The sequence below is a fragment of the Microbacterium canaveralium genome (genome assembly GCF_047238045.1).
In the GTDB taxonomy this organism is placed as follows: Bacteria; Actinomycetota; Actinomycetes; order Actinomycetales; family Microbacteriaceae; genus Microbacterium.
Genome location: NZ_JBDFMA010000003.1, coordinates 3,146,946 through 3,172,611, shown reverse-complemented (window position 1 = coordinate 3,172,611; position 25,666 = coordinate 3,146,946). Strand labels below are relative to the sequence as shown.

The following is a 25,666-nucleotide window of genomic DNA, read 5'->3' as shown; positions in this document are numbered from 1 at the left end:
CCGCGGGCCGTCATCCGGAGCCGACGTGGAGCCGGGGCAATTATCCTGTCTCCATGACCGAGACCCCCCGCTCCGGTCTCGCGCTCGAAGAACTGAGCGACGAGATCCGCCCGCAGGACGACCTGTTCCGCCACGTGAACGGCCGCTGGCTTGAGCGCACCGAGATCCCCGACGACAAAGCCCGATGGGGCAGCTTCCATCTCATCGCCGAGCAGGCCGAGAAGGACGTGCGCACCATCGTGGAGGAGTCGCAGGAGGCCGAACCGGGCAGCGAAGCCCGAAAGATCGGCGACCTGTTCGCGAGCTTCATGGACACCGCCCGCATCGAGGAGGCGGGAGCGGCACCGCTGGGCGACCAGCTCGCGCGCGTCGACGCCGTGAGCGACGTGCCCGGCTTCCTCCGGCTCGTCGGCGAACTCGAGCGCGACGGCGTCAGCGGCCTGTTGACCCTCTTCGTCGAGCCCGACCCTGGCAACCCCACGCGCTACGTGCCGGTGATCTACCAGGGCGGCCTGTCGCTGCCCGACGAGAGCTACTACCGCCTCGACAACTTCGCCGAGACGCGCACCGCCTACCGGGCGCACATCGAGCGCATGTTCGAGCTGGCCGGTGTCGCCGAGCCCGCGGCATCCGCCGATCGTGTGTTCGCGCTCGAGACCGATCTCGCCACGCACCACTGGTCGCGGGAAGACAGCCGCGACGCGGTGAAGACCTACAACCTCCGCTCGTGGGACGAGACCGTGGGTCTCGCCGGGATCGACCTCGTGCCGTGGCGCGAGGGAGTCGCGCCCGGCCACGAGGACGCCTTCGCCGAGGTCGTCGTCTACCAGCCGAGCTTCGTCGAGTCCCTCTCGGTGCTCCTGGTCGACGCCCGGATCGAGGACTGGAAGGCGTGGCTGCGTTTCGCGATCGTGCACTCGGCCGCGGCGTTCCTGTCCGAGGAGTTCGTGGCCGAGAACTTCGCGTTCTACGGGACGCAGCTCACCGGTGTCCCGGTGAACCGCGAGCGCTGGAAGCGCGGCGTCGGCCTCGTCGAGGCGGCGCTGGGCGAAGCCGTGGGCAAGGTCTACGTCGAGCGTCACTTCCCGCCCGCGGCGAAGGATGCCATGGACGTGCTCGTGACGAACCTCATCGAGGCGTACCGTGAGTCGATCACCGGGCTGGAGTGGATGACGCCCGAGACGCGGGAGCGCGCGCTCGCGAAGCTCGACGCGTTCACGCCGAAGATCGGCTACCCCGTGAAGTGGAAGGACTACTCCGCGCTCGAGGTCGACGCTGCCGACCTCGTCGGTAACGTCCGACGTGCGCACGTCTGGGAGCACGACCGTCAGCTGGCCAAGGTCGGGCAACCCATCGACCGCGACGAGTGGTACATGACGCCCCAGACGGTGAACGCGTACTACAACCCGCTGATGAACGAGATCGTGTTCCCGGCGGCGATCCTGCAGTACCCGTTCTTCGACGCCGACCGGGATGCCGCCGCGAACTACGGCGGCATCGGCGCCGTGATCGGTCACGAGATCGGCCATGGCTTCGACGACCAGGGCAGCCGCTTCGACGGCGACGGGTCGCTGCGCGACTGGTGGACGGATGCCGACCGCGCGGCGTTCGAGGAGCGGACGAAGGCGCTCATCGCCCAGTACGAGGAGCTCGTCCCCGAAGGGTTGAGCCCCGAGCACCACGTCAACGGCGCCCTCACGATCGGCGAGAACATCGGCGATCTCGGAGGCCTGGGCATCGCGATCCGCGCGTACCGACTCTCCCTCGGCGAGGACGAGCCCGCCGACGGTCCCTCGGTCGACGGGTTCAGCGGCATCCAGAGGCTCCTGCTCAGCTGGGCGCAGATCTGGCAGCAGAAGGGGCGGGATGCCGAGACGATCCGCCTCTTGACGATCGATCCCCACTCGCCGAACGAATTCCGCTGCAACCAGATCGTGCGGAACATCGACGCGTTCTACGATGCGTTCGACGTGACCGAGGGCGACGCCCTCTGGTTGGACGCAGACCAGCGCGTCACCATTTGGTGAGGTCGCGTTTGTTGCTCTCCTGACCCGGAAGGAGCCACGCTCGTGGGCATGCCACCGGTTCCCGAGCCCGCAACACCCGAACCCGCCGGAGGGCCCGTGGAGTCGTCGCGACGCGACGCCCCGGCCCTCCGCGGGTCGGCCCGAAAAGGACCCCGACGTCTGCCCCGGAGGGCGGCCGCCGGTCGCCGGTCGTTCACGGCGACGCTCCGGGCGCTCGATGAGCTCGCGGCATCCGGTGCCAAGGTCTCGGTGCGCATCGACGACCTCGACGGCGGCTCGGCGGTGCTCGAAGGAGACGACTTCGTCACGCTTCCCGTCGCGGGGCTCGGTGTGGTGCCGCTGCTCATCGAGGTGGCCGCGGCGATCGAGGCGGGCCGCGTCGACGCGCTCGAGATCGTCGATCGCTCGACCGTCGACTCGGCGTCCGCCGGGGGAGTGTGGCAGCACCTGAAGGCACCGGCGCTCCCGCTCTCGGACGTGGCGGTGCTCGCCGCCTCGACCGGCGATGCGCTCGCGGCCAACGCGCTGCTGCAGCGGGTGGGGCTGCCCGCGGTCCGCTCCCGTATCGAACAGCTCGGCCTGCGCCGTACCGCGCTGCTCGATCGGTTCCGCGACGACCGCGGACCCGACGACGCGCCGCACGTCGCGCTGTCGACGGCGCGCGAGATGGCGGGCGTGTTCGCAGGCCTGGTCAACTCCACAGTGGTGTCACCGGGCGTGAGTGCCCAGGTCGCCGAGTGGCTGAGCCTGAATCACGACCTGTCGCTCGTGGCATCCGCCACCGGCCTGGATCCGTTCGCGCACGAGAACGACCGGCACGGCCTGCTGTTCATCAACAAGACGGGGCGCTCCGAGGGGGTGCGGGCGGAGGCGGGTGTGCTCGGCGGGCCGCGCGCCGGCGTGGCGTTCTCGATGATCGTGAACTTCGACGACCTGTCGATCGCACACCGCCTGCGCGCGCACGACGCCTTCCGCGTGCTCGGCGTCGAGCTGATGGAGTACGTGTTCTGAGGCCCCCGGCCCCTCGCGGTTCGGTGCCGTGGCCCGCCGTGGTTCGCCGAGACTTCATCGCGCTGACGTCTCCCTTGCAGCCTGCAAGGGACTTGTCGGCGCGATGAAGTCTCGCGGGTCGATCGGTCAGACGGATGCCGGGGCGCGGCCGATCTGCAATACCCGCGCCGGAGGGGCGCAGCACGCGCCGCCCAGCGAGGCGCCGGACGCATCGAAGAGACCCGCGCCGCCGCACACGCCCGTGTCGGGGAGTGCCAGCTCCACGCGACGGGCCGCTTCGTGGTCGCCGGCGAGCTCTGCCACGACGCTCCGCACCTGCTCGTACCCGGTGAGGGCGAGGAAGGTCGGTGCCCGCCCGTACGACTTCGCCCCGACGAGGTAGAAGTCGGCCTCGGGCTGTGCGAGGTCGGCCGCGCCGGTCGCCGCGACGGAACCGCACGAATGCACGTTCGGGTCGATCTCTGCGGCGATGCGCACGGGAGCCTGCAGCGTGGGGTCCAACTCCAGACGCAGCTCCGACAGGAACGACAGATCAGGGCGGAACCCCGTCAGCACCACCACGCGATCGGCGGTGAGCGTGCGCCCGTCCTCGGCGATCAGCGTCGGCCGACCGGCATCCACCCTCACGCGTTCGACGCGGAAGCCCGTCGTGAGCGACACCAGTCCGGCATCCACGACTTCTTTCGCCCGGATGCCGAGGGCGCCACGTGCGGGGAGTTCGTCCGCGTCGCCGCCGCCGAAGGCGTTGCCGGCGGTGGCGCGGCGCAGCGCCCACGTCACCGTGGTGCTCGGGTCGCGGCGGGCCATCCGTGCGAGCGCGAGAATCGCCGTGAGGGCGGAGTGCCCGGACCCGATCACGACGGTGTGCTTCCCCTCGAAGCCCTCGCGGTCGCGGAAGTCCGGGATGCGGTAGGTCAGCAGTCCGTCCGCGGCCCTCTCGCCGAGCGCCGGCAGGCCGTCCGCACCGGCGGGGTTCGGCGAAGACCATGTTCCCGACGCGTCGATGACGGCGCGTGCCTGCAGCCGGCATTCCTCGCCGTCGGCCGGTCGCACGTGCACGGTGAACGGCTGGTCCGCTCGGCCCGCATCGACCAGGCGGTCGCGGCCGAGGCGCGAGACGCCCACGACGCGGGAGTCGTATCGCACGCGGTCGCCCAGTTCGGCGGCGAGCGGAGCGAGGTAGCGGTCGATCCACTGCCTGCCGGTCGGGTACCCCGCCGTCGGAGCGGTCCACCCCGTGCGCTGGAGAAGCCGCGCCGCGGCCGTGTCGACGAGCTCGGGCCATTCGGAGAACAGCCGTACATGACCCCACTCGGCGACCGCTGCCGCCGGGCTCGAACCGCCTTCCAGCACGACCACCGGAAGCCCGCGCTCCACCAGGTGCGCGGCGGCGGCCAGTCCCTGCGGACCCGCGCCGATCACCACGACGGGTAGCTCGTTCACCATCAGCCTCACTCCTCCGTATCGATGGACCTCGATGGATCGAGATTGCTCGATGTATCGACGAATGTCAATGTGACGTGCCAGAATCGACCCATGCCCACGACGCTGCCTCTCCTTCCGTCCGACGCCGCGGTGTGCTGCTCCCCGGTCATCGGTGGGGCTCTGTCAACCGAGGAGGCGGAGCGGATCGCGCGGACCTTCAAGGCCCTCGGCGACCCCACGCGAGTACGGCTGCTCTCGCTCATCGCGGCATCCGATGAGGGAGAAGCCTGCATCTGCGACCTCACCGAGCCCGTCGGGCTTTCTCAACCGACCGTCTCCCATCACATGAAACTGCTCGTCGACGCCGGGCTCGCCACGCGCGAGCAGCGGGGTCGCTGGGCGTACTACCGGGTCGTGACCGATGCTCTCGAGCAGGCGTCGCTGGCCCTCCGCCCGTGACCGCCGTTCGTCCGATGACCGCGGCGGACTGGCCGGCGGTCCTCGACATCTACCGGTGGGGGATCGAGACCGGGAACGCGACGTTCGAGGCTTCACCTCCGAGCTGGGAGGCGTTCGACGCCGGGAAGCTCTCGCTGGGGCGGCTGGTCGCCGTCGGGGACGAGGGCGAGGTCCTGGGCTGGGTCGCGGCGTCCGCAGTCTCCGCGCGCGAGGTCTATCGCGGCGTCGTGGAGCACTCGGTCTACGTCTCACCGGACGCGCAGGGCCGGCACGTCGGAACCATACTGCTGGCGGCATTCCTGGATGCCGTCGACGCGGCCGGCATCTGGACCGTGCAGTCGAGCATCTTCCCCGAGAACACCGCGAGCCTCGCGTTGCACGACCGCGCCGGCTTCCGCCGGGTCGGACGGCGTGAGCGCATCGCCCTCATGACACACGGCCCCTGGGCGGGGCAGTGGCGCGACACGATCCTGGTCGAGCGGCGCCTGGTCTGAGCGCTGTTCGCCCCCGTGGTTCGCCGAGACTGCATCCCGCTGACGTCTCCCTTGCAATCTGCAAGGGACTTGTCGGCGCGATGAAGTCTCGCGGACGAGTGGGGCGGGGAAGTCGCGCGGGTTATCCCGCAAAGGGAGCGGGAACGCAATCCCTCGTTTCGCAATGCGGCCGGTGGGACCCTGGTGCCCCCGAACACCAGAAAGGACAGGGACGATGTCCGACACCACCGCAACCACCGACCCGTTCGCCAACTCCTCCGGCCCCGAAGGGCACTCGATCACCGACTGGACCGACCTCGGCCGAGAGATGTGGTCGTACCTGACCGGCCGCGGCGCCGCGGTCAACTACTCATTCGTCGACATGACCGTCGAGGTGCCCCGAGACATCGGCCCCGACGCCCCGCGCGCGACGTGGAAGCTCAACGGCACCCTCCGCGTCACCACTAGCGACGACACCGCGCCGGGTTCCGACCCGTACCGCGGCAACTGAGGGTAGGCGCCGTCATGGTGCGCCTCGACATCGACCTCGCCTTCTCCGAACAGGAGGCGGGGGCGGATGCCACCCTCCCCCGGTTCGAAGGCACGATCACCGCCGCGGGATCCGAGGTGCGGGTGACGGTCAACGATCCGTCCCGCCTCCCCGGCAACGGGCGCCGCACACTCGCGGAGCTGTCGACCATCGCCGACGCGCTCGCTCGGCGCGGCATCTCGGTGCGAGTGGAGGGTCCGGACGGCCCGATCCTGCACCTGGGCGACGTCAAGAGCAGCCTTCTGCAGCGGGTCGTCACCGGCTCGCCACATATCCGGCTGGGATCGGTCGCGGCGGTCGCGCCGCTGCTCACTCGCCGGAAGGGCGGTGAGTCGCTCACCTTCCCCGTGCCGCCGGGGACGCCGCTGCCGCTCGTGCCGACCGTGAACCGGTTCGTGCGGCGCCGGATCACCACGACGCACTACACCCCGGGCTCGGGGCGACCGCGTCTCATTTTCGCCATCGGCACCGGCGATTGGGATGGGCGACCGCCTCGCGAGTTCGATCTGCTGCCCACGAAGACCGTCATCGGGTCCGGCGACGAGGCCGACCTGCGCCTGGCCGGCCTCGCGCCGGTGCACGCTGAGATCCGGCACGAGGGCGACGACGAGTACGTCTTGTACGGCTTCGACGTCGTCGGCGGTGGCGGAGCCGCGGTCGAGGGACGCCGCGGGAACGGCCGCATTCTGCGCACCGGCGCGCGGATCGAGCTCGGCGACTGGCGCCTGGCGTACTTCCGCGCCGAATGGGCTGATCACGGCCGCCCCTACGGCGGCCGCGTCGGTGGAGAGCTCGCACGCCAGCGCAAGCAGCCTCCGCGCGGCGGCACGGGCCCGTTGTCGAAGGCATCCGACCCCGATTGACGCCCTCGCGACCCCGCGACCTCGCGACCCCGCGACCCCGCGACCCCGCGAGACTGCATCCGGCCGACCAAACCCCCGCACGCTGCAAGGGAGATGTCGGTCGGATGCAGTCTCGGCGTCAGGAACCCGGAGCGGGAGCAGGGGGCCCGGAACGGGCGCCGCGCGTGCGAAGAACGCGCCGGGTCAGGCAGCGCGCACCCGCCAGACGCTCCGCATCGAGGCGGCGACCAGCGTGGACAGCACGATGAGCGCCGCGCAGGTCCACAGGACCGGGGCCGTGCCGACCACGTGCGCGGCGGGGCCGACGACCGCCTCCCCGAGCGGCACCGCGACGAACGACCCGACCATGTCGTACGAGTAGACGCGGGAGAGCGCCTCCCGCGGAACGTGCGACTGCAGCGACTGATCCCACGCGATCGCGAAGATCTCGGTCGCGAAGCCGCCGAGAGCGAACCCGGCGATCAGGACGGCGACGGTCGGCGCAGCCGCGAGGGTCGCCACCGGAACCGCGGCGAACGCCATCGCGGCGACACCGATGCCGAGGGCCCGCCGAGGCCGCCAACGCAGAGCGATCACGGCGCCGACGGCGAAGCCGACGGTCTGTGCCCCGATCACGAAGCCCCACGCGGTTCGGCCGACCGTCTCGTCCGCGACCACGGGCCCGAGCACGGCGACCGACCCGGTGAACGCGGCGTTCAGCACGGCGAACTGCAACACCACGATCCACACCCACGAGCGGCTCGTGAACTCACGCCACCCCTCGCGCAGGTCGGACAGCATCGACGTCCGTTCGCCGTCGCTCCGCGCCCGTTCCGGCAGTCGGAGCCGCGAGAAGAACGCCGCCGCGGCGGCGAAGGCGATGGCATCCACCGCCAGACCCCATCCCGGTCCGAACGTGGCGATCAGGATGCCACCCGCCGAGGCTCCGAGAATCGTGCCGCCGTTCAACCCGAGGCGCAGCAGCGCGTTCGCGGATCGCAACTGCTCGGCCGGCACGGTGTCGGGCACGAGTGCCGCGGATGCCGGGAGGCTCACGGCCGACACGGCACCGTTCAGGATGCTGAGGATCACGAGCGCCGGCACGGTCGCCGAGCCGGTGATGACCAGGGCGGCCACGGCCCCTTGCGTCCCCGCGGCCGCGACCGATGTCCCCACGAGCACGACGTTGCGGGGCAGCCGGTCCGCGAGCACGCCGCCGAACAGGAGCATGGCGACGTTCGTGATCGACCGGGCGGCGACGACGAGCCCGAGGTCGGCGGCCGAGCCGGTTAAGTCGAGCACGGCGAAGGCGAGAGCGATCGGGGCGACCGCATTGCCGACGATGTTCGTCGTGCGCGCGGCGAGGAGCCAGCGGAACGGGGCGTGACCGAGCGGTCCGCGCGGGCTCACGGGCGCACGAGCGGGAAGAGGGCGGCCGTCATCGAGACGGGCCGTGTTCCCGGGGTGCGCGGCGGTCGGGCGGCGGTGTGGAGGAGCGCGGACGCCTCGGCCACGTGGTGCACGACCCGCCGCCAGACCTCGGGATCGACCCACAGCTCCGCGTCCGCGGTGACACCGGGTCCGTCGGCGCGCCGGCGTGCTCGCCGCCGCAGCTCGCCGATCATCGCCTCGACGAAGGGGGCCTCCTCGTCGATCGGGGCCCGCGGCGGCGGGGGAGCGGCGGGATCGACGCGGCGCGAGGACGACTCGTGGCGGTAGCGCTTGGCATCCCCGCCTCGCACTCGGATGGTCTCGACGACGCGAATGAGTCCCACTCGCTCGAGCACACGCAGGTGATAGCTCGCGGCGGCCTGCGAGACGCCGAGTTCTCGACCGACTTCGGCGGCGCTCAGCGCGGCGCCGGTGAGGAGGGAAAGCATCCGGAGTCGGAGGGGGTGCGCGGTCGCGCGCAGCTCGTCGATGCGGGACATGGGTCGATGTTGGCGCGCCGCCCCGCGACCGTCAAATGCCTCTTTGGGGGTCGCGACGGGCGGACTCAGAAGACGATCGTGTGGTTTCCGTGGCGGATGATGCGGTCCTCGGCGTGCCACAGGACGGCGCGTGAGAGGACCTGCCGTTCGACGTCGGCGCCACGGCGGGCCAGTTCGGCGGCCGAGTCGGCGTGCGTCACGCGGACCGTGTCCTGCTCGATGATCGGCCCCTCGTCGAGGTCGCCGGTGACGTAGTGCGAGGTCGCGCCGATGAGCTTGACGCCGCGCTCCTTCGCCTTCTTGTACGGCTCGGCGCCGATGAACGCCGGGAGGAACGAGTGGTGGATGTTGATCACCGGCACCCCGAGCTTCTCGAGGAACTCGGGCGAGAGGATCTGCATGTACCGCGCGAGCACGACGAAGTCGACGTTGCCGACGAGGAGTTCGAGGATGCGAGCCTCGGATGCCGACTTGTCGGGGCCGGGCGTCGACGGGACGTGGAAGAACGGCACGTTGAACGAGCGCACGTCATCCGCGGAGGTCGTGTGGTTGGACACCACCATCGGGATGCTCACCGGCAGGTCGCCGCGACGGTGGCGCCAGAGCAGGTCGAGCAGGCAGTGATCCTGCTTCGAGGCGAGGATCGCCATGCGCTTCGGCGTCGAGAGGTCGGTGACCTTCCACTCCAGCTCGAAACCGCGGCCGAGGGTCTCGTCGAGGTCTGCCTCGATCGCGGGGAGCGCGGCCGCCAGATCGGGCCGGTGGAACACCACGCGCTGGAAGTACGCCCCTCCGCGCGGGTCGTCGGAGTACTGGTCGAAGGCGACGATGTTGCCGCCCTGGCGGGCGATGAGAGCCGAGACCGCGGCGATGATGCCGGGGGTGTCGCTGCCGTGGACGATGAGGCACGCGTGATCGGGCTGCAGGTGGGGACTCGCGGAGACCATCGGACCATTCTGCCGTGCCTGAGTGAACACGACGGACACGCCCGCCCGGGCACACGGCACTCGGCCGAGGCCTACACTCGGACGACGAGCTTGGATGCCGAGACTCCGGCGCGCTGACGATCGAGGGCGCCCTGGATGTCGGCGAGCCCCTCACCCACGACAAGCGGTTCCGGCATCGGTCGGAGATTGCCGTCGGCGAGCGCGCGCGGGATGACCCCGCCCCACAGCCCCGGGCCCACCTCGTCGTCGCGCAGGCTGCTGCCCCACACGAATCCGGCTCGGATGCCGGCGCGCCGAGCGCGCAGGGTCGACCGCGCCGTGGTCAGGCCGATGCGGCCGAAGACGGGGAGCATCGCGGGGAACAGTCGTCGTCGCCCGACCAGGTCGGCCAGCGACACGGGCGTGCTCGCCATCGCCAGCCGCGAACCGCCGGTGCGGCGCAGGACGTCGATACAGGCGTCGGTCGACCCCGCGCCGAGGGCGACCGCTCCGACCACCGGGCGGCCCCCGATCGCGGAGACGAGGTCGTCTACGGCGCTCGCCGAGCTGTAGTCGACCACGGTGTCGGCGCCGAGGGAGCGCACGGTCGCGGCGTTGCGCGGGGAGGCCGTCGAGACGACGTCGTACCCCGCGGCGCGGGCGAGCTGGACGGCGTTCATTCCGACGCTCGTCGATCCGCCCCACACCACCACCACGCCCCCGTTTCCCGTGGGCGTGCCGTCGATCGGCATCCGGAGTCCGAGGTGGCCGGGCTGGAAGAGCGCGCACGCGGCGGTGGACACGCCGAGGGGGAAGACTGCGGCCTCCTCGTCGGAGAGTGCGTCGGGCGTCGGTGCGGCGAGCCGTTCGAGCAGGACGGTGTACTCCTGGAACGCGCCTTCGCGCCGGGGGTCGCGCCCGCGGTCGGTTCCGGTGGCAAGGCCGAACACGCGCTGCCCGACCCGGAATCGCGTGACACCGGATCCGACCGCGACGACCTCTCCTGCCACGTCCGATCCGAGGACCGCAGGGGTCCGCAGCCACCGGTAGGTGACGCGGCTGGTGCCCTGGATGACCCAGTCGACGGGGTTGATCGCGACGGCGTGGACGCGCACGAGGATCTCGTCCGCGGCGGGTTGCGGAATGTCCGCGGCGATCACCTCGAGCCGTGCGCGCGGGGTGGGGAGCACTGCGGCGTTCTGGACGGGCATGGATGCCTCTCAGTCGTGATGACACTCGGTGTCTTCACCGTACCGCAGGTGATGACACTGTGAGTCATCACTTAGGATCATCGACATGGCCAGGTGGGCACCGGACACACGGGAGCGGCTCCGCGCCGCGGCGCTGGAGCTCTTCGCGGAGCGCGGATTCGAGGCGACCACGGTGCCCGACATCGTCGAGCGCGCCGGCGTGACCCGGCGCACGTTCTTCCGCCACTTCAGCGACAAGCGCGAGGTCTTCTTCGGCGACGACGAGATTCCCGCGCTCGCCGCCTCGATCGTCGCCGCCGCGCCCGCGGGGGCGACGCCGTTCTCGATCGCGTGGCGGGGATTCCACGTGCTCGCCGGCGAGCGGTTCGAACCCCGGCGCGCGCAGATGGAGGCCGCGCGGCGTTTCATCGGGGCCGAGCCATCCCTCCGCGAGCGCGACCTGCAGAAGCAGGCCGACCTCCGCGATGCGCTGCGTGATGGCTACGTCGCCCGCGGCGTCGATCCCTCGACCGCGCGCGTGGTCGCGGGTGTCGCGGTCGAGCTGCTGCAGATCGCGCTCGAGCGGTGGCTGGCCGACGACCCCGGCACCCCGCTGACGCAGCATCTGGCCGCGGTCCGCGCCGACATGTCCGGCGCGCTCGGCGACGCCTGAGGCGATCGGCGCCGCGCGGGATCCGGGGCGCCGTCCGTGGTCCCGGGGCCACGAGCGCCGCTCCGGGGCCACCACGAACCCCACCGACCCACCCGGACGGACCCCACCGACCCGCCGTGTCGGCGCCCGCGACTAGCCTGGTGGATGCCGTCTTCCGTGGCATCCGCCCCCTTCTTCCCCAGGACTTGCCGTGATCAGCACCCTCGAACGCCCCGGTTGGCGGACGTGGACGCTGTGGGCGGTCGGGGTGCTGGCGTACGTCGTCTCGATCGTGAATCGCACGTCGCTGTCGGCGGTGGGGGTGGATGCCGCGACGCGGTTCCACGCGGATGCCTCGGCGCTGTCGTTGTTCGCCGTCATCCAGCTGTTCGTCTATGGCGCGATGCAGATCCCCGTCGGACTCCTCCTCGACCGCTACGGCGCGCGTCCTATGATCGCGATCGGCATGGTGCTGATGGCGGCGGGTCAGCTGGTCATGGCCTTCGCGGATGCGGTGGGGATCGGCATCCTGGCCCGCGTGCTCATCGGTGCCGGTGACGCGATGATCTTCCCGAGCGTGCTGCGTGTGATCGCGACGTGGTTCCCCGCGCAGCGCGCGCCCGTGCTCGTGCAGATGACCGGCATCATCGGACAGCTGGGCCAGATCGTCGCCGTCGTGCCGCTCGCCGCCCTGCTGCACGCCACGAGCTGGAGTGTCGCGTTCGGCAGCGTCGCGGGCCTCGGCGTGCTGTTCGCCGTGCTGACGTACGCGATCATCCGGAACCGTCCCCCCGAGCGGCGTGACGACCCGGTCGACCTGTCGGTCGACACGCGCACCGGCGCGATCCGCGTCGTGACCTCGGCTCCCGATCTGCGGCAGGGGTTCCGTGAGTCGTGGGCCCATCCCGGCACGCGGCTGGGGTTCTGGTCGCACTTCACCACGCCGTTCGCGGGCACCGCGTTCATGCTGCTGTGGGGATTCCCGTTCCTGACCGCGGGCGAGGGACTCGCGCCCCCGACCGCCTCGGGCATCATGACGTTGTTCGTGCTGTTCGGCATCGTGAGCGGTCCTGTCATCGGCGCGCTCTCGAGTCGGCACCCGCGTCGGCGCTCGCGCTGGCTCGTGCTGCCGACCGTCGTTTTCCAAGCCCTCGTCTGGATCGTCGTGGCCGCGTGGCCCGGCCCCGCTCCGCTGTGGCTCCTCATCGTGTTGATGTTCGCGCTGGCGACCGGCGGACCGGCGTCCATGATCGCGTTCGATCACGCCCGCACGTTCACTCCGAGCCACCGCTTGAGCACCGCGACCGGCATCGTCAACGGCGGCGGCTTCCTCGCCGCGCTCCTGGCGATCCTGTTCATCGGTATCGCGATGGACGTCCAGGGCGCGGGCAGCCCCGACACCTATTCGCTGGATGCCTTCCGCTGGGCGTTCCTCACCCAGCTGCCGCTGTGGCTGGTCGGTGGGATCGCGATCGTCATCGAACGCGGCCGGACGATTCGTCACGTCGGCGGGGTGCTTCCGCGCTGACGCGGGAGTGTTCGCGGGCCGCGCCGTGGCCTTTCGGCTGGGCCGTGCCGGTCAGTCGTCCCGCTCGGCGTCGCCGGGTGACGCGTTGAAGGCGTGCATGAGGTCGGTGAAGGCGCGGATGTCCTCCGTCCGCCATCCGTCGAGGCGCGTGAGGAACGACGAGCCGCGCAGATCGAGTGCGGCCAGAACGCGGGCTGTGCCGTCATCGGTCAAGGACAAGCGGACCGCTCGACCGTCTGCCGGGTCCGGGAGGCTCTCCACCAACCCCAGGGATTTCATGCGTCCGAGAAGAGCGCTGGTCGAGCTGCGATCCATCGCGACGGCGTCCGCGATCACGCTGGGCTTGGCCGGTCCGTAGGCGAAGAGCCACCGTGCGAGGTGGAAGGCGGCCGGGCGCAGCTCCGGGTGGAACACGGCGGCGGAGCGCTCGGTGAGGGCGCGGGACGCGCCGATGAGCGCGTTCAGCTCGGCGCCGAGGGCCAGGACGAGCCGTTCGCGGTCGTCGGTGCCGGGGGCATCGTTGATAGTGGACATTTTCCTATCACTTTGTATAGTGGAGAAATACCCACTTTATCGAACGAGTGGTCCGAGGAGCGAGGTCGATCTCATGGACAGTGCCCGCCGGCGCATCGCGGTCATCACCGGTGCCACGAGTGGACTCGGGCTGATCGCCGCGACCGAGCTCGCGCGAGGGGGGATGCGGATCGTGATGCCGGCTCGCGACGCGAATCGGGCCGAGCGTGCTCGCGTCCACATCCTCGCGGCGGTTCCCGACGCCGAGATAGACGTCGTGTCGGCCGACCTCACCCGCTTGGCCGAGGTGCGGGCGGCGGGGGAGAGGATCGCCCACGCCTACGCGCACATCGACGTGCTCATCAACAACGCCGGACTCCACGCATTCGAGCAGCGCGTCACCCCCGACGGTTACGCCGAGATGGTCGCGGTGAACTACCTCGCGCCGTGGCTGTTGACGAGGACGTTGCTCCCGCGGATCGCCGCCAAGCCCGGGGCGAGGATCGTCAACGTCGGGTCGGAGGCCTCGCGCCGCCACGGCGAGCTGACGCTGCCGTCGGACCTGACCGATGAGAGTCCGTTCGGCGCGCGGGAGTCCTCACTGATCTACGGAAAGACGAAGCTGCTGAACATCATGTTCAGCGTCGAGCTCGCGCGCCGCGTGGCTCCCTCGGACGTCACCGTCATCGCCGTCGACCCAGGATTCAACGTGACCGGTCTCGGGCGGGAATTGAGCTTCGCCCGGCCGTTGGCGCGGGTCCTGTCCTGGCTTCGTATCGGCGACCCGCGTCGAGGAGCAGGCCTCATCGTCGCCGCGGCGCTCGACCCGTCCTACGCGGGGGCTTCCGGTTCCTACTTCACGGTCCGTCGAGCCACGCCGATCGTCCCGACCGCGCCCGGCGACGACCCCACGTGGCAGAGACGGCTCTGGGAGGAGACGGAACGCCTGCTCGCCGTGACCTCGCCGGGTCGGTAGTCGGGGTGGGAGAGACCACGCCGACTCATGGCATCCCTTCCCTGTCCCCCTTCTTGCCGCCGGGGACGCCTCCAGGTGACAAGAAGTGGGACATGCTCCGCCGGAAGTGGGACGAGGTGGCAATGCCAGCGGGGTGCTTCCGCGCTGACGCGGATGCCAGACTCGGAGCATGAGCACGACCGGCATCGACATCCGCCCGCTCGACACCCTGGAGGCCATCGAGGCCGGGTCGCGGCTGTTCGACGACGTGTGGGTCGGCGATCGGGCGACGATGCCGTCCAACATCCTGCGCGCGCTCGAACACTCCGGCAATTACGTCGTCGGCCTCTACGACGGCGACCGGATGATCGGCGCGTCCGCGGCGTTCTTCGGCCCGCCCGCTGACCGCACGATGCACTCGCACATCACCGGCATCCTGCCCGGCCACCAAGGGCGGGGGCTCGGGCGCCAGCTCAAGGCGCACCAGCGCGAGTGGGCGCTCGAGCGGGGCATCGGCAGAATCACGTGGACGTTCGACCCGCTGATCCGCCGCAATGCGCACTTCAACCTTGCGATCCTCGGCGCGCACGCGACGGAGTACCTCGTCAATCAGTACGGCGAGATGCCCGATGACGTGAACCGCGGCGACGAGTCCGACCGGCTGCTGGCGTCGTGGGCGGTTGCGGAGCCGCCCGCCCCGACCCCGACGGAGGATGCCGTACGCGCGGTCGTCGAGATCCCCAACGACATCGAGGGTCTGCGCCGCACCGACCCCGCGTCCGCCGCCGAATGGCGGTACCGCGTGCGGGACGAGATGCGGAAGTACCTGGCATCCGGTCTCCGCATCGGCGGCATCGACCGGCGTGGGTACCTGCTCGTCTGACTCAGTCGCCCGAGACGGGTTCGTCCTTCTCCGCGGCGGGGTCGCCCTGACCGGGACCCGGACGCACGGCGGCATCGTCACGCACGTCGATGCGGGTGACGCCGTCGCGCTTCGTGACGTCGAAGCGGGGAGCGGCATCCTCCTCCGTCGCCTTCGGGGCGCTCGTCAGCTGATCGTGGCGGTTCTCTTCGAAGCTCTTCTCGTCGCTCATCGCGCCCTCACTCTCCGGCCGAACGCCACGCGTCCGACTCCATGTGCGACCCGGCCTGCGGGCCCATCTGCAGCATTCCGCCGTCGACCACCCAGCTCGCTCCCGTCACGTACGAGCTGGACGGCGAGGCCAGGAAGCGGATGACGTCGGCGACCTCGTCCGGCTTGCCGGGGCGCCCGAGCGGGATGCCGGGACGGTGGATGCGGTCGGCATCCTCGGCATCCATGTTGTTGATGGGCGTGGCGATCTCGCCCGGCGCGACGGCGTTCGCGGTGATGCCGTACTGCCCGAGCTCGAGCGCCATGGTCTTGATGAGCCCACCGAGGCCGTGCTTGGCGGCGACGTAGGGCGCCGAGCCGACGCGCGGCTGGTGCTCGTGCACGCTCGAAACGGCGATGAGACGACCGCCGTTGCCGGCCTTCACCATGCGTCGCGCGGCGGTGTGCAGGGCGAGGAAGGCGCCGTCGAGATTGAGTGCGATGTCGGTGCGCCAGGTGTCGAGGTCGAGGTCGAGGAACGGTCCGCCGATGCCGCCGCCGGCGTTGTTGACGAAGACGTCGAGGCCTCCGAGGTCGTCGGCGATCGCATCCACGACGCGAGGGACGGAATCGAAGTCGGTGGCGTCGAACTGCGCGACGATCGCGCGACCTCCGCGGGCACGGACGCCCGCGGCGGTCGACTCGGCGCCGTCCTTGTCGCTGTGATAGGTCACGGCGACATCCATGCCGGCCTCGGCGAGCGCGAGCGCGGTGGCCGCTCCGATGCCCGAGTCCGAACCGGTGACGATCGCATGGCGGGGAGTGAAGTCGGTCATGCCGATGACGCTACGCGCTGCCTGCGCGCCGCGCGCCGCCCTTGCCCCGGGGTCGCGAGGGCGTTACGGTCGCCGGCTTGGTGCCGTCGCCGCGCTTGGTGTCGTCGTGGCGGGCCGAACTCCTGAGAAATGGGCGCTCTCGGGCGTTGGAGGCCCGCTGGACGCTCTGAGCGTCGAATTCTCCGGAGTTCGGCTCGCCGCGGGCGCGAGCCCGGGCGCGCAACGCCGGATACCCTGCCGTCATGCCGCCCCGTACTTCCGCCGCTCCCGTGACTTTGGATGCCGTCGAGCTGCGCGTCCTGCACATCCCGCTGGTGTCGCCGTTCACGACGTCGTTCGGCACCGAGACGGTGCGCGAGGTGATCGTCGTCCGCGCCGAGACCGCCGACGGTGCCGGGTGGGGCGAAGTCGTCACCCAGGCGGAGCCGTCCTACTCCAGTGAATACACGCAGGGCGCGGGGGACGTCCTCGCCCGCTTCCTCGCGCCGGCCCTGCTCGAACGCCGCACGTTCACGCCGGAGGAGGTCGCCGGCATCCTCCACCCCGTCGTCGGGCACCGCATGGCCAAGGCCGGACTCGAGCTCGCCGTCATCGACGCCGCGCTGCGCGCGGAGGGGCGCAGCTTCGGTTCCTACCTCGGCGCCGAGAAGGACCGCGTGCCCTCGGGGGTCTCGGTCGGGATCCAGCGCGACCCCGCGGCGCTCGTCGACGCGGTGGCTGCGTACCTCGACGAGGGATACGTCCGCATCAAGATCAAGATCAAGCCCGGGCGCGACGTCGACGACACCGCCGCCGTGCGGGCGGCGTTCGGCGGCATCCCCCTGCAAGTGGATGCCAACTCCGCCTACACCCTCGCGGATGCCGAGACGCTGGAACGGCTCGACGCGTTCGACCTGCTCCTGATCGAGCAGCCGCTGCAGGAGGACGACCTCGTCGACCACGCGACGCTCGCGAAGCGTCTGCGTACCCCCGTGTGCCTGGACGAGTCGATCGTGTCGGACAAGGCCGCCGCCGACGCCCTGCAGCTCGGTGCCGCGGCGATCATCAACATCAAGGCCGGCCGGGTCGGCGGCTACCTCGAGGCGCTCGCGATCCACGACCGGTGCCGCGCCGCCGGGATCCCGGTATGGTGCGGCGGCATGCTCGAGACGGGCATCGGGCGGGCGGCCAATGCCGCGCTCGCGGCCCTCCCGGGGTTCACGCTGCCCGGCGACATCTCGGCATCCGCCCGCTTCTACGACCGCGACATCGTCACGGTGCCCGCCGTCATCGAGGACGGACACGTGCGCGTGCCCACCGGCCCGGGCCTCGGCGTCGACATCGACGAGGCCGCGCTCGACGCGTTCACGGTGCAGCGCGAGCGGATCACGCGATGAGTCGCAGCATCGCTCGATAAACTGGATGCCGCGCAGTCGCGCTCGCACCCACAACTTTCCCGACCATTGGAGCCACCGTGGCCGAACAGTCCCGCCTCGACAAGGTCATCTCGCTCGCTCGACACCGCGGGTTCGTGTTCCAGGCCGGTGAGATCTACGGCGGTTCGCGTTCGGCGTGGGACTACGGCCCCCTCGGCACCGAGCTGAAGGAGAACATCCGCCGTCAGTGGTGGCAGACGTTCGTGCGCGGCCGCGGCGACATGGTGGGGCTCGACTCCAGCATCATCCTGCCCAAGCGCGTGTGGGAGGCGTCGGGGCACGTCGCCACCTTCACCGACCCGCTCGTGGAGTGTCTGCACTGCCACAAGCGCTTCCGCGCCGACAACCTCATCGAGGACTTCGAGGCCCGCAAGGGACGCAAGGCCGAGAACGGTCTCGCCGACATCCCCTGCCCCAACTGTGGCACCAAGGGCCAGTACACCGAGCCCAAGGCGTTCTCCGGTCTCGTGAAGACCTACCTCGGCGTCGTCGACGACGAGTCGGGCCTGTACTTCCTGCGCCCCGAGACGGCGCAGGGCATCTTTGTGAACTTCTCCAACGTGCTCACGGCATCCCGTCGCAAGCCGCCGTTCGGCGTCGGTCAGGTCGGCAAGGCGTTCCGCAACGAGATCACCCCCGGAAACTTCATCTTCCGCACGCGCGAGTTCGAGCAGATGGAGATCGAGTACTTCACGCCCCCCGCCGAGGCGCAGGAGTGGTTCGAGCACTGGGTCGAGGCGTGCTGGGACTGGTTCGTCGACCTCGGTATCGACCCGGTCAACATGAAGCGGTTCGACGTTCCCGAGGACGACCGGGCGCACTACTCCGCCGGCACGATCGACGTCGAGTACCGCTTCGGGTTCCCGGGGAAGGAGTGGGGCGAGCTCATGGGCGTCGCCAACCGCACCGACTACGACCTGAAGAGCCACTCGGATGCCTCGGGCTCGAGCCTGACGTACTTCGACCAGGCCTCGGGTGAGAAGTACACCCCGTACGTCATCGAGCCGTCGTTCGGTCTCACGCGCGCGATGATGGCGTTCCTCGTCGACGCCTACCGCGAAGAGGACGTCCCCAACGCCAAGGGCGGCAGTGACACCCGCACGGTGCTCAAGCTCGACCCGCGCCTCGCGCCCGTCAAGGCCGCCGTGCTGCCGCTGTCGCGCAACGAGCGCCTGTCGCCGCTGGCCCGCGAGGTCGCTGACCGGCTGCGCTCGGCCGGCTGGAACGTCGACTTCGACGACGCCGGCGCGATCGGTCGCCGCTACCGTCGCCAGGACGAGATCGGCACGCCATACTGCGTCACGATCGACTTCGACTCGCTCGACGACAACGCCGTGACCGTCCGCGACCGCGACACGATGGGTCAGGAGCGAATCCCCCTCGACGGCCTGCACGCCTACCTCGCCGAACGGCTGCGCGGCGCCTGACCGGGGCGGCCGGGCGTCGCTGCGGCTCCCTGCCCCGTCGCGCACTGCCCCCATCCGGTGTCCTTGACCGCGAGAATTCATCGCGCCGACGTCTCCCTTGCAGCCTGCAAGGGACTTGTCGGCGGGATGAAGTCTCGGCGACCGAGGCCCCGCCGATGCCACGGACTCGGCCCCGCCGATGCCACGCGACCTCGGCCACGCGGATGCCACGGGACTCGGCCCCGCGGATGCCACGGGACTCGGCCCCGCGGATGCCACGGACTCGGCCCCGCGGATGCCACGGACTCGAGCCCGCGGCATCCAGGGTGTCGCGCTCTTGGGTCGCGGCAATCCGTCGCTCAGGGAGCTGAGTCGTGCAACTTGGCGCGACCGGACGCGGCACACACGGCGACACACACGGCGTGACAGCGCCGTGACAGCACCACCCCCGCCGTGACAGCGGTGCGACAGGACGCCCGGCGAATCCTGTCGTCATGACCACTTCATCCACCCGCGTTCCCGCGGTGCGAGCCGAAGGGCTCGTCAAGACGTTCGGCTCGAACAGGGCCGTCGACGGCGTTGACCTCGTCGTCGAAGCCGGGACCGTCTACGGCGTCCTCGGCCCCAACGGTGCCGGCAAGACCACCACCATCAGCATGCTGACGACGCTCCTGCGTCCCGACGGCGGACGGGCCGAGATCTTCGGCCACGACGTCGTGAAGGACGCGCACATCGTGCGGCAGCTCATCGGCCTCACGGGGCAGTTCGCGTCGGTCGACGAGAAGCTGTCCGCCACCGAGAACCTCATCATCTTCGCTCGCCTGCTCGGGCTGTCGCGTGCCGACGCCCGCCGCAAGTCGACGGAGCTGCTGGAGGAGTTCGGCCTCACCGAGGCGGCGTCCCGGCCGCTCGCGAAGTTCTCCGGCGGCATGCGCCGTCGCCTCGACCTCGCGGCATCCCTCATCGCCCAGCCGCCGCTCATCTTCCTCGACGAGCCGACCACGGGCCTCGACCCCCGCACCCGCGGGCAGATGTGGGACACGATCCGTCGCCTCGTCGCGACCGGTTCCACGGTGGTGCTCACCACGCAGTACCTCGACGAGGCCGACCAGCTCGCCGACCGTATCGCCGTCATCGACCGCGGACGCGTCGTCGCCGAGGGCACGGCGCTCGAGCTCAAGGCATCCGTGGGTCAGGCGTCGCTCGTGCTGCGCCTGCAGCCCGGTTCCGACCTCGAGGTCGCCCGCGCGACGATCGGACGGGTCCTGGATGCCACGGCCATCGTGTCTCCGGAGGCGGCGCGCCTCACGGTGCCGATGTCCGACCCCGACCAGGTCACCGATCTGCTCGTGGCCTTCCGCGACGCGGGCGTGCACCTGAGCGAGTTCAGTGTGCAGCAGCCCACCCTCGACGAGGTCTTCCTCACCCTCACCGGCAGCGGAGTGCCGGCCGACGACGATGCGGCGCGCGAGAGCGCCACCGACCTGGAAGGAGTCCGCGCATGACCGCCCTGACTCTCGAGCGCGACCTGCCCCGTACCGCGGGGCTCGGTCAGACGTTCCGCAACACCCTGACCATGGCCTGGCGCGGCCTGCTGAAGATCCGTCGCACGCCCGAGCAGCTCATCGACGTGACGGTCCAGCCGATCCTGTTCACCCTGATGTTCACGTACATCTTCGGCGGCGCGATCGCCGGCGACGTCGCGAGCTATCTGCCGATCATCATCCCCGGCATCCTCGTCCAGACCGTCATCACGACCTCGGTCGTGACGGGCGTGCAGCTGCGCGAGGACATGGACAAGGGCGTGTTCGACCGGTTCCGGTCGCTGCCGATCGCCCGCATCGCCCCGCTCTCGGGAGCGCTGCTGGCCGACACCGTGCGGTATGCGATCGCCACGACGCTGACCTTCACGATGGGGTTCATCATGGGCTTCCGGCCCGCGGGGGGCCTCGGTGCCGTGGTGCTCGCCGGCATCCTGGTCATCGTCTGCTCGTGGGCGATCAGCTGGATCTTCGCGTTCTTCGGCGTCATCGCCCGGACCGCGTCGAGCGTGCAGGGCGTGTCGATCCTGATCCTGTTCCCGTTGACGTTCCTCTCGAACGCGTTCGTCCCGTCGAACACCATGCCGTCGTGGCTGCAGTGGTTCGTCGACATCAACCCGGTGTCGCACCTCGTCACAGCCGTCCGCGATCTCGTCAACGCGGGCACGCTCGGTTCCGACGCGGTCCTGTCGCTCGTCGGTGCGGCCGTGATCGTGGCGGTCTTCGCCCCGCTGACCGTCCGCGCCTACATGCGGAAGGCCTAGTCGAGCAGGGCCGTGAGCACGTCGGCATCCACGACGCCCAGGAGGGCGGGAGCGATGCCGGGCGCGGATGCCGGAACTTCCCCGGTGTCCGCGCCGAGGCGTTCCCCGACCCAGCGCCGGAACGGATCCAGCTCGTCGTCCGCCCCGCGGATGGCCTCCGCACGCGCGAGCGCCTCGCGGGCGATGTCGAAGCGTCGCGCGGTGGCGTTCCACCCGGCGACGGCGACGAGTACCGTCGCGACCACGGGGTGATCACGTGCCCTCGCGGCCTGGGGCAGCGCCTCGCGCAACGCCGTACGAGCCTCGTCGGGCCGGTCGAGAAGCAGCAGCGCCTCGGCGCGCAACGCGGTGCACCAGGCCACGACCTGCTCGGGGAACGCGGCTTCGACGGAGATCTGCGCGACCTGGCGCAGGGCAGCCTCCCCGTCGCCCGCCGCGATCTCGACCTGCGCCGACGCCATGCGAGCCTGGGTCAGTGCTCGCGCCGAGCCGTCCGCCACGGCGATCGACTCCATGTCGGAGGCGCGGGCCCGTGCCTCGGCGAGCCGGTCGAGCCGGAGCAGGATGCCGACACCCTGGGCCCGCTGCTGAAGGAGGTCGGACATCGACGTCATGCCCGCCACGACCTCGAGGCCGTCGTCGGTCACCTTGAGCGCCTCTTCCAGGCGGCCGGAGAGCGTGAGCCACTCCGACCGGAGCTGGCTGGAGATTCCCGTCCCCCACGGGTCGCCGACCTCGGTGAACAGGCGCAGCGCCTTCTCGCTTTCGGTTCCGAGGACGCCCGGGTCGCCCGCGTTCACCGCGGCCCCCGCGCGCATGACATGGAACATCGCGCGTGACCACGGGGGTGCGGCCGTGATCTCGTCTTCCGAGATGTCGAAGCGCCATGGACGTTGAACACCGTTCTCGGCGGCCTCGAGCACAGACGCGGCGAGACCGAGGAGCGGCCCGGCGAGCACCGACACTTCGGACGGATGCCGACGTGCGGCCTCCGCCAGCTGCGCGCGGCGCGTTGCGAAGGCCACGGGATCGTACGTCGACGCCAGCCCCACCCCGGAGAAGGATGCCGAGAACAGCGCGAGAGCCTCGATCACAACGCTCGATTCGTCGTCGAGCGGTGCGTCCGGGTCGCTGAACGTCGCGAGCGCGGGACGGAGTTCTTCCATGCGTTCCCGGACCGCCCACGCCCAGAGGAGGGCGCGCAGGAGACGTCGTCCGGGTCGCCGGTCCGGCGAGGCCGCGCGCGTGCGCAGCGCCGACGACAGGTTCTCCTCGTTGGCGTCGAACCACACGAGTCCCGCGCGCAACCCCGGCCCGCGCATCGTGTTCTCGTGTGACGCCGCGAGAACGGTGAGCACGTCGGCCGCGCGCTCCCGATACTCGGTCTCGGTTCCCTCCGCTCGCAGCCGGTCGAGTCCGTACTCGCGGACCGTCTCCAGCAGGCGGAAGCGGCCATCACGCCGCACGAGCAGCGACCGATCGACGAGGGTGTCGAAGACCGCGGCATCCACCCCGAACGCCTCGGCCACGGGACCGGCGTCGCCGCTGCCGATGCCATCGGGGAACACCGACGATGCGCGCAGGGCCACCCGCTCGGCATCGGTGAGGGTGTCCCAGCTCCAGTCGATCAGGGCCCGGAGCGTGCGGTGGCGGTCGGGGCTCAGGCGCGGACCGTGCGAGAGCAGTGCGAACCGATCGCCGAGCCCGGCGTCGATCTCGGCGAGGGTGAGGGTGCGGGCGCGCGCGGCGGCGAGTTCGATCGCGAGGGGCAGTCCGTCCAGACGCTGGACGATGCTCGCGGCCGTGGCGCGTTCCTCCGGCGAGGGCGGGGTGCCGCGCGCGGAGCGCACGCGTCGGGCGAAGAGTTCGTCGGCGTCGAGCTCGGGCAGCGGGCCCAGGTCGACGAACGCCTCCCCGATCACTCCGAGAGGCTCGCGGCTGGTCGCGAGGATTCGCAGCCCCGGTGTGCGCAGCAGCAACTCGTGGGCGACCTCGGCGGCCTCGCGGATCACATGCTCGCAGTTGTCGAGCAGCACGACGATGTCGCGCCCGGCGACCGCGTCGAGCACTCGTTCACGCGGCGTCGCCGGTGCGACACTCGCATTCTCGTTCATCCGGATGCCGTGCCCCACTGCTCCCGACAGAGCCGCCCATACCTCGCCGGATGTCGCGGGCGCGAGCTCGACGATGAGGGCGTCGGAAGCAGCCCGTACGGTCTCGAGCGCGAGCGTGGTCTTCCCGGCACCGCCTGGCCCGATCACGGTCACGAGTCGGTCGGTGGCGAGGCGCTCGCGGATGGCATCCAGTTCCTCGGCGCGCCCGACGAGACCGACGATCGCCGCGGGAGCGAGCCGGGAGTCCACCGCGGGTGCGGCCGGTGCGGCGGCGACCAGCCGTTCGGCGTGTCCGCGGTCCTGCCACAGGTCGCGGACGAGCCAGTCGAAGCCGTCGTGCGGAATCCACGGGTCGCCGACCCACAGGTCGAGAGCCTCCCGAGCGAGCGCGACGTCGCCCGTCGAGCGCGCGGTGGCCACGAGGTCCTGGAACCGCGTGATGTCGATGTCGTTGCGTGCCACGTCGAGGCGATAGCCGCCGGGAACGGAGGCGAGGATGCCGGGGGGAAGCGCCCGCCGCAAGCGTGAGGCGAGCGACTGCAGCGCCGCCCGCGGGTCTTCCGGGGCGTCGGTCGGCCAGACGTCGTCGGCGAGCGCGCGGTAGCCCACGGTGGTTCCGGCGTCGACGGCGAGGCGCAGCAGCAGAGCCTGCTGCCCGCGCCCGGGAACCGCTCCCTCGTCCGCGCCCCACGACACGGAGAGGCCGCCGAAGAACCTCACCTGCACGGTGTTCACTCTAGGTCCGCGGGCGTCGCCGCGCCGGGCTGCGGCCGGTGCTTCGGTCGCGGCGAAACGTCGACGGGGCGGCCACGTCGTGCAACTTGGCGCGCCTGAATGCCGCCGGGCTCCCCGAAGGTGGTGCCCGGGCTGCGCTGGTGCTTCGGTCGCGGCGAAGTGTCGGCGGGGCCGTTAAGTCGTGCAACTTAGCGCGACTGAACGGCGCGGCGTTGCCACCCTGGAGGGCGTCCCGCCGCCGCGCCGAGCCTCGGAACTCAACGACCGAGCGGTGCTGCGCCGGTGCTCGCGCGCACGCGGAGCAGCGGGCGGTGAACGCGGAAGCGATCGGCATCCCCGGCGAGGACCTCGAGGCACGCGGCGCCGACCTCGCGCGGCTGCATGTCGAGTGCCGTCACGGTGGGGGTCAGCAGGGCGTTCAGCGGCTCGTCGACGTACGCGGCGAGCAGCAGGTCGTCGCCGACGCTACGCCCCGCACGGGCGACGGCGGCCAGGGCGGGCACCGCGGATCCGCTCGGCACGACGACCACGGCATCCGCGCCTTCGATCACCTGAGACACCGCGGCGGCGACCTCGTCGGGCACTGGCACGAACCCGATTCGACGCGAGAGGGGGATGCCACCGCGCTCGGTGCTCCACTCCTCGTACGCCCGGGCGACATTCTGGCTCCACGCTGTGCCCTCCGGCGGGAGCAGGATCGCGATGCGCTCGGCGCCCCGATCTGCGAGGTGGTCGAGCAGTTCGCGCGTCGCGGTGCCGTGGTCGGACACGACGCTGCCCGCGACCCGATCCTCTGCGCCGAGCAGCTGCTCGGAGCTCACGACGGGTCGTCCGGTGTCGAGGATCGCCGGGATGCCGGCATCCTTCGCCGTGGCATCCACGACGATGTACCCGTCGACGAATGCCGTCGGAGGGGAGGCGTCATCCCCATCCCGATGGGGGAGCAGGATGACCGAGAGGCCGAGGCGGTCGGCGGCATCCACGACGCCGAAGGCGAACTCGGTGTAGTACGGGAGGCGGGTGGTCCCGGGCGGGAGGTACAGGCCGATGGCGCCGTACCGCGCGGTGCGGAGGCTGCGCGCCGGGACGTTGACCGCGTACCCGAGGTCGCGCGCGACGGCGAGCACGCGCTCGCGTGTCTCGGGTGAGACCCCCGGCTTGTCGCGCAGCGCGAACGAGGCTGCGGCGATCGAGACGCCTGCGGCGGCGGCGACGTCGCGCAGCGTCGGCTTGCGTGGGGTCACGTGGGGTGACGTTACCCGACGGATCGGATCTTGCGCTGCAATCACTTAAACGTTTAA

General features: G+C 70.9%; 24 protein-coding genes. 14 read left to right on the top strand and 10 right to left on the bottom strand.

What is annotated here, in order from left to right:
• Positions 1-53: 53 nt before the first annotated feature.
• Both ABC271_RS16075 and ABC271_RS16070 read left to right on the top strand, forming a co-directional pair.
• A complete protein-coding gene (locus ABC271_RS16075; protein WP_412925842.1) occupies positions 54-2,027 on the top strand; it encodes a M13 family metallopeptidase in 1,974 nt (657 codons plus the stop codon).
• 48 nt (positions 2,028-2,075) lie between these two features.
• Positions 2,076-3,038, top strand: a complete 963-nt coding sequence (locus tag ABC271_RS16070) for a serine hydrolase (RefSeq protein ID WP_412925841.1) — start codon at positions 2,076-2,078, stop codon at positions 3,036-3,038.
• Positions 3,039-3,164: 126 nt separating this feature from the next.
• Here the strand turns inward: ABC271_RS16070 and ABC271_RS16065 are convergent, their stop codons facing one another.
• Positions 3,165-4,484 carry an NAD(P)-binding domain-containing protein gene (locus ABC271_RS16065; protein ID WP_412925840.1) on the bottom strand — a complete coding sequence of 440 codons (1,320 nt, stop codon included), beginning with the start codon at positions 4,482-4,484 and terminating at the stop codon, positions 3,165-3,167.
• 90 nt (positions 4,485-4,574) lie between these two features.
• On the opposite strand from ABC271_RS16065, the gene ABC271_RS16060 reads away from it, so the two are divergent.
• The 4 genes from ABC271_RS16060 (at position 4,575) to ABC271_RS16045 (ending at position 6,808) form a co-directional block, all read left to right on the top strand.
• Positions 4,575-4,922: an ArsR/SmtB family transcription factor gene (locus ABC271_RS16060; RefSeq protein WP_412925839.1), complete on the top strand. Its 348-nt coding sequence runs from the start codon at positions 4,575-4,577 to the stop codon at positions 4,920-4,922.
• A 14-nt stretch (positions 4,923-4,936) separates the two neighbouring features.
• Positions 4,937-5,416 (top strand): GNAT family N-acetyltransferase, encoded by a 480-nt coding sequence (locus ABC271_RS16055; protein WP_412926181.1) that lies wholly within the window; start codon positions 4,937-4,939, stop codon positions 5,414-5,416.
• 214 nt (positions 5,417-5,630) lie between these two features.
• The gene (locus ABC271_RS16050; RefSeq protein WP_412925838.1) at positions 5,631-5,906 is read left to right on the top strand and encodes a hypothetical protein; all 276 of its coding nucleotides are present in this window, start codon (positions 5,631-5,633) and stop codon (positions 5,904-5,906) included.
• A 14-nt stretch (positions 5,907-5,920) separates the two neighbouring features.
• Positions 5,921-6,808, top strand: coding sequence for an FHA domain-containing protein (locus ABC271_RS16045; RefSeq protein ID WP_412925837.1), 888 nt, complete (start codon positions 5,921-5,923; stop codon positions 6,806-6,808).
• Between the two features lie 183 nt (positions 6,809-6,991).
• Here ABC271_RS16045 and ABC271_RS16040 read toward each other — a convergent pair whose 3' ends face one another.
• The 4 genes from ABC271_RS16040 to ABC271_RS16025 all read right to left on the bottom strand — a co-directional run bounded on the left by ABC271_RS16040 (position 6,992) and on the right by ABC271_RS16025 (position 10,855).
• Entirely contained in the window at positions 6,992-8,197 is a 1,206-nt protein-coding gene (locus tag ABC271_RS16040; protein ID WP_412925836.1) for an MFS transporter, read from the bottom strand.
• Positions 8,194-8,718, bottom strand: coding sequence for an ArsR/SmtB family transcription factor (locus ABC271_RS16035; protein WP_412925835.1), 525 nt, complete (start codon positions 8,716-8,718; stop codon positions 8,194-8,196). The genes ABC271_RS16040 and ABC271_RS16035 overlap by 4 nt, the downstream gene beginning before the upstream one ends.
• 65 nt (positions 8,719-8,783) lie before the next feature.
• Positions 8,784-9,665, bottom strand: a complete 882-nt coding sequence (gene purU, locus ABC271_RS16030; RefSeq protein ID WP_412925834.1) for a formyltetrahydrofolate deformylase — start codon at positions 9,663-9,665, stop codon at positions 8,784-8,786.
• Positions 9,666-9,736: 71 nt separating this feature from the next.
• On the bottom strand, positions 9,737-10,855 hold the full coding sequence (locus ABC271_RS16025) for a zinc-binding alcohol dehydrogenase family protein (RefSeq protein ID WP_412925833.1): 1,119 nt from the start codon (positions 10,853-10,855) through the stop codon (positions 9,737-9,739).
• An 85-nt stretch (positions 10,856-10,940) separates the two neighbouring features.
• Between ABC271_RS16025 and ABC271_RS16020 the strand changes: the two genes are divergently transcribed.
• Positions 10,941-11,507, top strand: a complete 567-nt coding sequence (locus tag ABC271_RS16020; protein WP_412925832.1) for a TetR family transcriptional regulator — start codon at positions 10,941-10,943, stop codon at positions 11,505-11,507.
• A 190-nt stretch (positions 11,508-11,697) separates the two neighbouring features.
• Positions 11,698-13,014 carry an MFS transporter gene (locus tag ABC271_RS16015; RefSeq protein ID WP_412925831.1) on the top strand — a complete coding sequence of 439 codons (1,317 nt, stop codon included), beginning with the start codon at positions 11,698-11,700 and terminating at the stop codon, positions 13,012-13,014.
• Between the two features lie 51 nt (positions 13,015-13,065).
• Here ABC271_RS16015 and ABC271_RS16010 read toward each other — a convergent pair whose 3' ends face one another.
• Positions 13,066-13,548, bottom strand: a complete 483-nt coding sequence (locus ABC271_RS16010; protein ID WP_412925830.1) for a MarR family winged helix-turn-helix transcriptional regulator — start codon at positions 13,546-13,548, stop codon at positions 13,066-13,068.
• Between the two features lie 73 nt (positions 13,549-13,621).
• Here ABC271_RS16010 and ABC271_RS16005 point away from each other — a divergent pair, with 73 nt between their 5' ends.
• Both ABC271_RS16005 and ABC271_RS16000 read left to right on the top strand, forming a co-directional pair.
• Positions 13,622-14,503: an SDR family NAD(P)-dependent oxidoreductase gene (locus ABC271_RS16005; protein ID WP_412925829.1), complete on the top strand. Its 882-nt coding sequence runs from the start codon at positions 13,622-13,624 to the stop codon at positions 14,501-14,503.
• Positions 14,504-14,672: 169 nt separating this feature from the next.
• On the top strand, positions 14,673-15,365 hold the full coding sequence (locus tag ABC271_RS16000) for a GNAT family N-acetyltransferase (RefSeq protein WP_412925828.1): 693 nt from the start codon (positions 14,673-14,675) through the stop codon (positions 15,363-15,365).
• A 1-nt stretch (position 15,366) separates the two neighbouring features.
• On the opposite strand, the gene ABC271_RS15995 is transcribed toward ABC271_RS16000, so the two are convergent.
• Positions 15,367-15,576, bottom strand: coding sequence for a multidrug transporter (locus ABC271_RS15995; RefSeq protein WP_134125877.1), 210 nt, complete (start codon positions 15,574-15,576; stop codon positions 15,367-15,369).
• A 7-nt stretch (positions 15,577-15,583) separates the two neighbouring features.
• The gene (locus ABC271_RS15990) at positions 15,584-16,390 is read right to left on the bottom strand and encodes an SDR family oxidoreductase (RefSeq protein ID WP_412925827.1); all 807 of its coding nucleotides are present in this window, start codon (positions 16,388-16,390) and stop codon (positions 15,584-15,586) included.
• A 242-nt stretch (positions 16,391-16,632) separates the two neighbouring features.
• On the opposite strand from ABC271_RS15990, the gene menC reads away from it, so the two are divergent.
• From menC to ABC271_RS15970, 4 genes are all read left to right on the top strand, one after another.
• Entirely contained in the window at positions 16,633-17,766 is a 1,134-nt protein-coding gene (gene menC / locus ABC271_RS15985; RefSeq protein ID WP_412925826.1) for an o-succinylbenzoate synthase, read from the top strand.
• 77 nt (positions 17,767-17,843) lie between these two features.
• Positions 17,844-19,232 carry a glycine--tRNA ligase gene (locus ABC271_RS15980; protein ID WP_412925825.1) on the top strand — a complete coding sequence of 463 codons (1,389 nt, stop codon included), beginning with the start codon at positions 17,844-17,846 and terminating at the stop codon, positions 19,230-19,232.
• A gap of 473 nt (positions 19,233-19,705) precedes the next feature.
• On the top strand, positions 19,706-20,716 hold the full coding sequence (locus tag ABC271_RS15975; protein ID WP_412925824.1) for an ATP-binding cassette domain-containing protein: 1,011 nt from the start codon (positions 19,706-19,708) through the stop codon (positions 20,714-20,716).
• A complete protein-coding gene (locus tag ABC271_RS15970) occupies positions 20,713-21,516 on the top strand; it encodes an ABC transporter permease (RefSeq protein WP_412925823.1) in 804 nt (267 codons plus the stop codon). The genes ABC271_RS15975 and ABC271_RS15970 overlap by 4 nt, the downstream gene beginning before the upstream one ends.
• On the opposite strand, the gene ABC271_RS15965 is transcribed toward ABC271_RS15970, so the two are convergent.
• Both ABC271_RS15965 and ABC271_RS15960 read right to left on the bottom strand, forming a co-directional pair.
• Entirely contained in the window at positions 21,513-24,356 is a 2,844-nt protein-coding gene (locus ABC271_RS15965; protein ID WP_412925822.1) for an ATP-binding protein, read from the bottom strand. The genes ABC271_RS15970 and ABC271_RS15965 overlap by 4 nt on opposite strands.
• Before the next feature lie 266 nt (positions 24,357-24,622).
• The gene (locus tag ABC271_RS15960; protein WP_412925821.1) at positions 24,623-25,609 is read right to left on the bottom strand and encodes a LacI family DNA-binding transcriptional regulator; all 987 of its coding nucleotides are present in this window, start codon (positions 25,607-25,609) and stop codon (positions 24,623-24,625) included.
• Positions 25,610-25,666: the final 57 nt, after the last annotated feature.

Excerpts from the sequence above, each read along its gene's own strand:
- ABC271_RS16020 (WP_412925832.1), top strand. The coding sequence starts at position 10,941 with ATGGCCAGGTGGGCACCGGACACACGGGAGCGGCTCCGCGCCGCGGCG.
- ABC271_RS16050 (WP_412925838.1), top strand. The coding sequence starts at position 5,631 with ATGTCCGACACCACCGCAACCACCGACCCGTTCGCCAACTCCTCCGGC.
- ABC271_RS15975 (WP_412925824.1), top strand. The coding sequence starts at position 19,706 with ATGACCACTTCATCCACCCGCGTTCCCGCGGTGCGAGCCGAAGGGCTC.
- ABC271_RS16075 (WP_412925842.1), top strand. The coding sequence starts at position 54 with ATGACCGAGACCCCCCGCTCCGGTCTCGCGCTCGAAGAACTGAGCGAC.
- ABC271_RS15970 (WP_412925823.1), top strand. The coding sequence starts at position 20,713 with ATGACCGCCCTGACTCTCGAGCGCGACCTGCCCCGTACCGCGGGGCTC.
- ABC271_RS16035 (WP_412925835.1), bottom strand. The coding sequence starts at position 8,718 with ATGTCCCGCATCGACGAGCTGCGCGCGACCGCGCACCCCCTCCGACTC.
- ABC271_RS16070 (WP_412925841.1), top strand. The coding sequence starts at position 2,076 with ATGCCACCGGTTCCCGAGCCCGCAACACCCGAACCCGCCGGAGGGCCC.
- ABC271_RS16060 (WP_412925839.1), top strand. The coding sequence starts at position 4,575 with ATGCCCACGACGCTGCCTCTCCTTCCGTCCGACGCCGCGGTGTGCTGC.
- ABC271_RS16055 (WP_412926181.1), top strand. The coding sequence starts at position 4,937 with ATGACCGCGGCGGACTGGCCGGCGGTCCTCGACATCTACCGGTGGGGG.
- ABC271_RS16005 (WP_412925829.1), top strand. The coding sequence starts at position 13,622 with ATGGACAGTGCCCGCCGGCGCATCGCGGTCATCACCGGTGCCACGAGT.
- ABC271_RS16025 (WP_412925833.1), bottom strand. The coding sequence starts at position 10,855 with ATGCCCGTCCAGAACGCCGCAGTGCTCCCCACCCCGCGCGCACGGCTC.
- purU (WP_412925834.1), bottom strand. The coding sequence starts at position 9,665 with ATGGTCTCCGCGAGTCCCCACCTGCAGCCCGATCACGCGTGCCTCATC.
- ABC271_RS15995 (WP_134125877.1), bottom strand. The coding sequence starts at position 15,576 with ATGAGCGACGAGAAGAGCTTCGAAGAGAACCGCCACGATCAGCTGACG.
- ABC271_RS15990 (WP_412925827.1), bottom strand. The coding sequence starts at position 16,390 with ATGACCGACTTCACTCCCCGCCATGCGATCGTCACCGGTTCGGACTCG.
- ABC271_RS16010 (WP_412925830.1), bottom strand. The coding sequence starts at position 13,548 with ATGTCCACTATCAACGATGCCCCCGGCACCGACGACCGCGAACGGCTC.
- ABC271_RS16065 (WP_412925840.1), bottom strand. The coding sequence starts at position 4,484 with ATGGTGAACGAGCTACCCGTCGTGGTGATCGGCGCGGGTCCGCAGGGA.
- ABC271_RS16045 (WP_412925837.1), top strand. The coding sequence starts at position 5,921 with ATGGTGCGCCTCGACATCGACCTCGCCTTCTCCGAACAGGAGGCGGGG.
- ABC271_RS16000 (WP_412925828.1), top strand. The coding sequence starts at position 14,673 with ATGAGCACGACCGGCATCGACATCCGCCCGCTCGACACCCTGGAGGCC.
- menC (WP_412925826.1), top strand. The coding sequence starts at position 16,633 with ATGCCGCCCCGTACTTCCGCCGCTCCCGTGACTTTGGATGCCGTCGAG.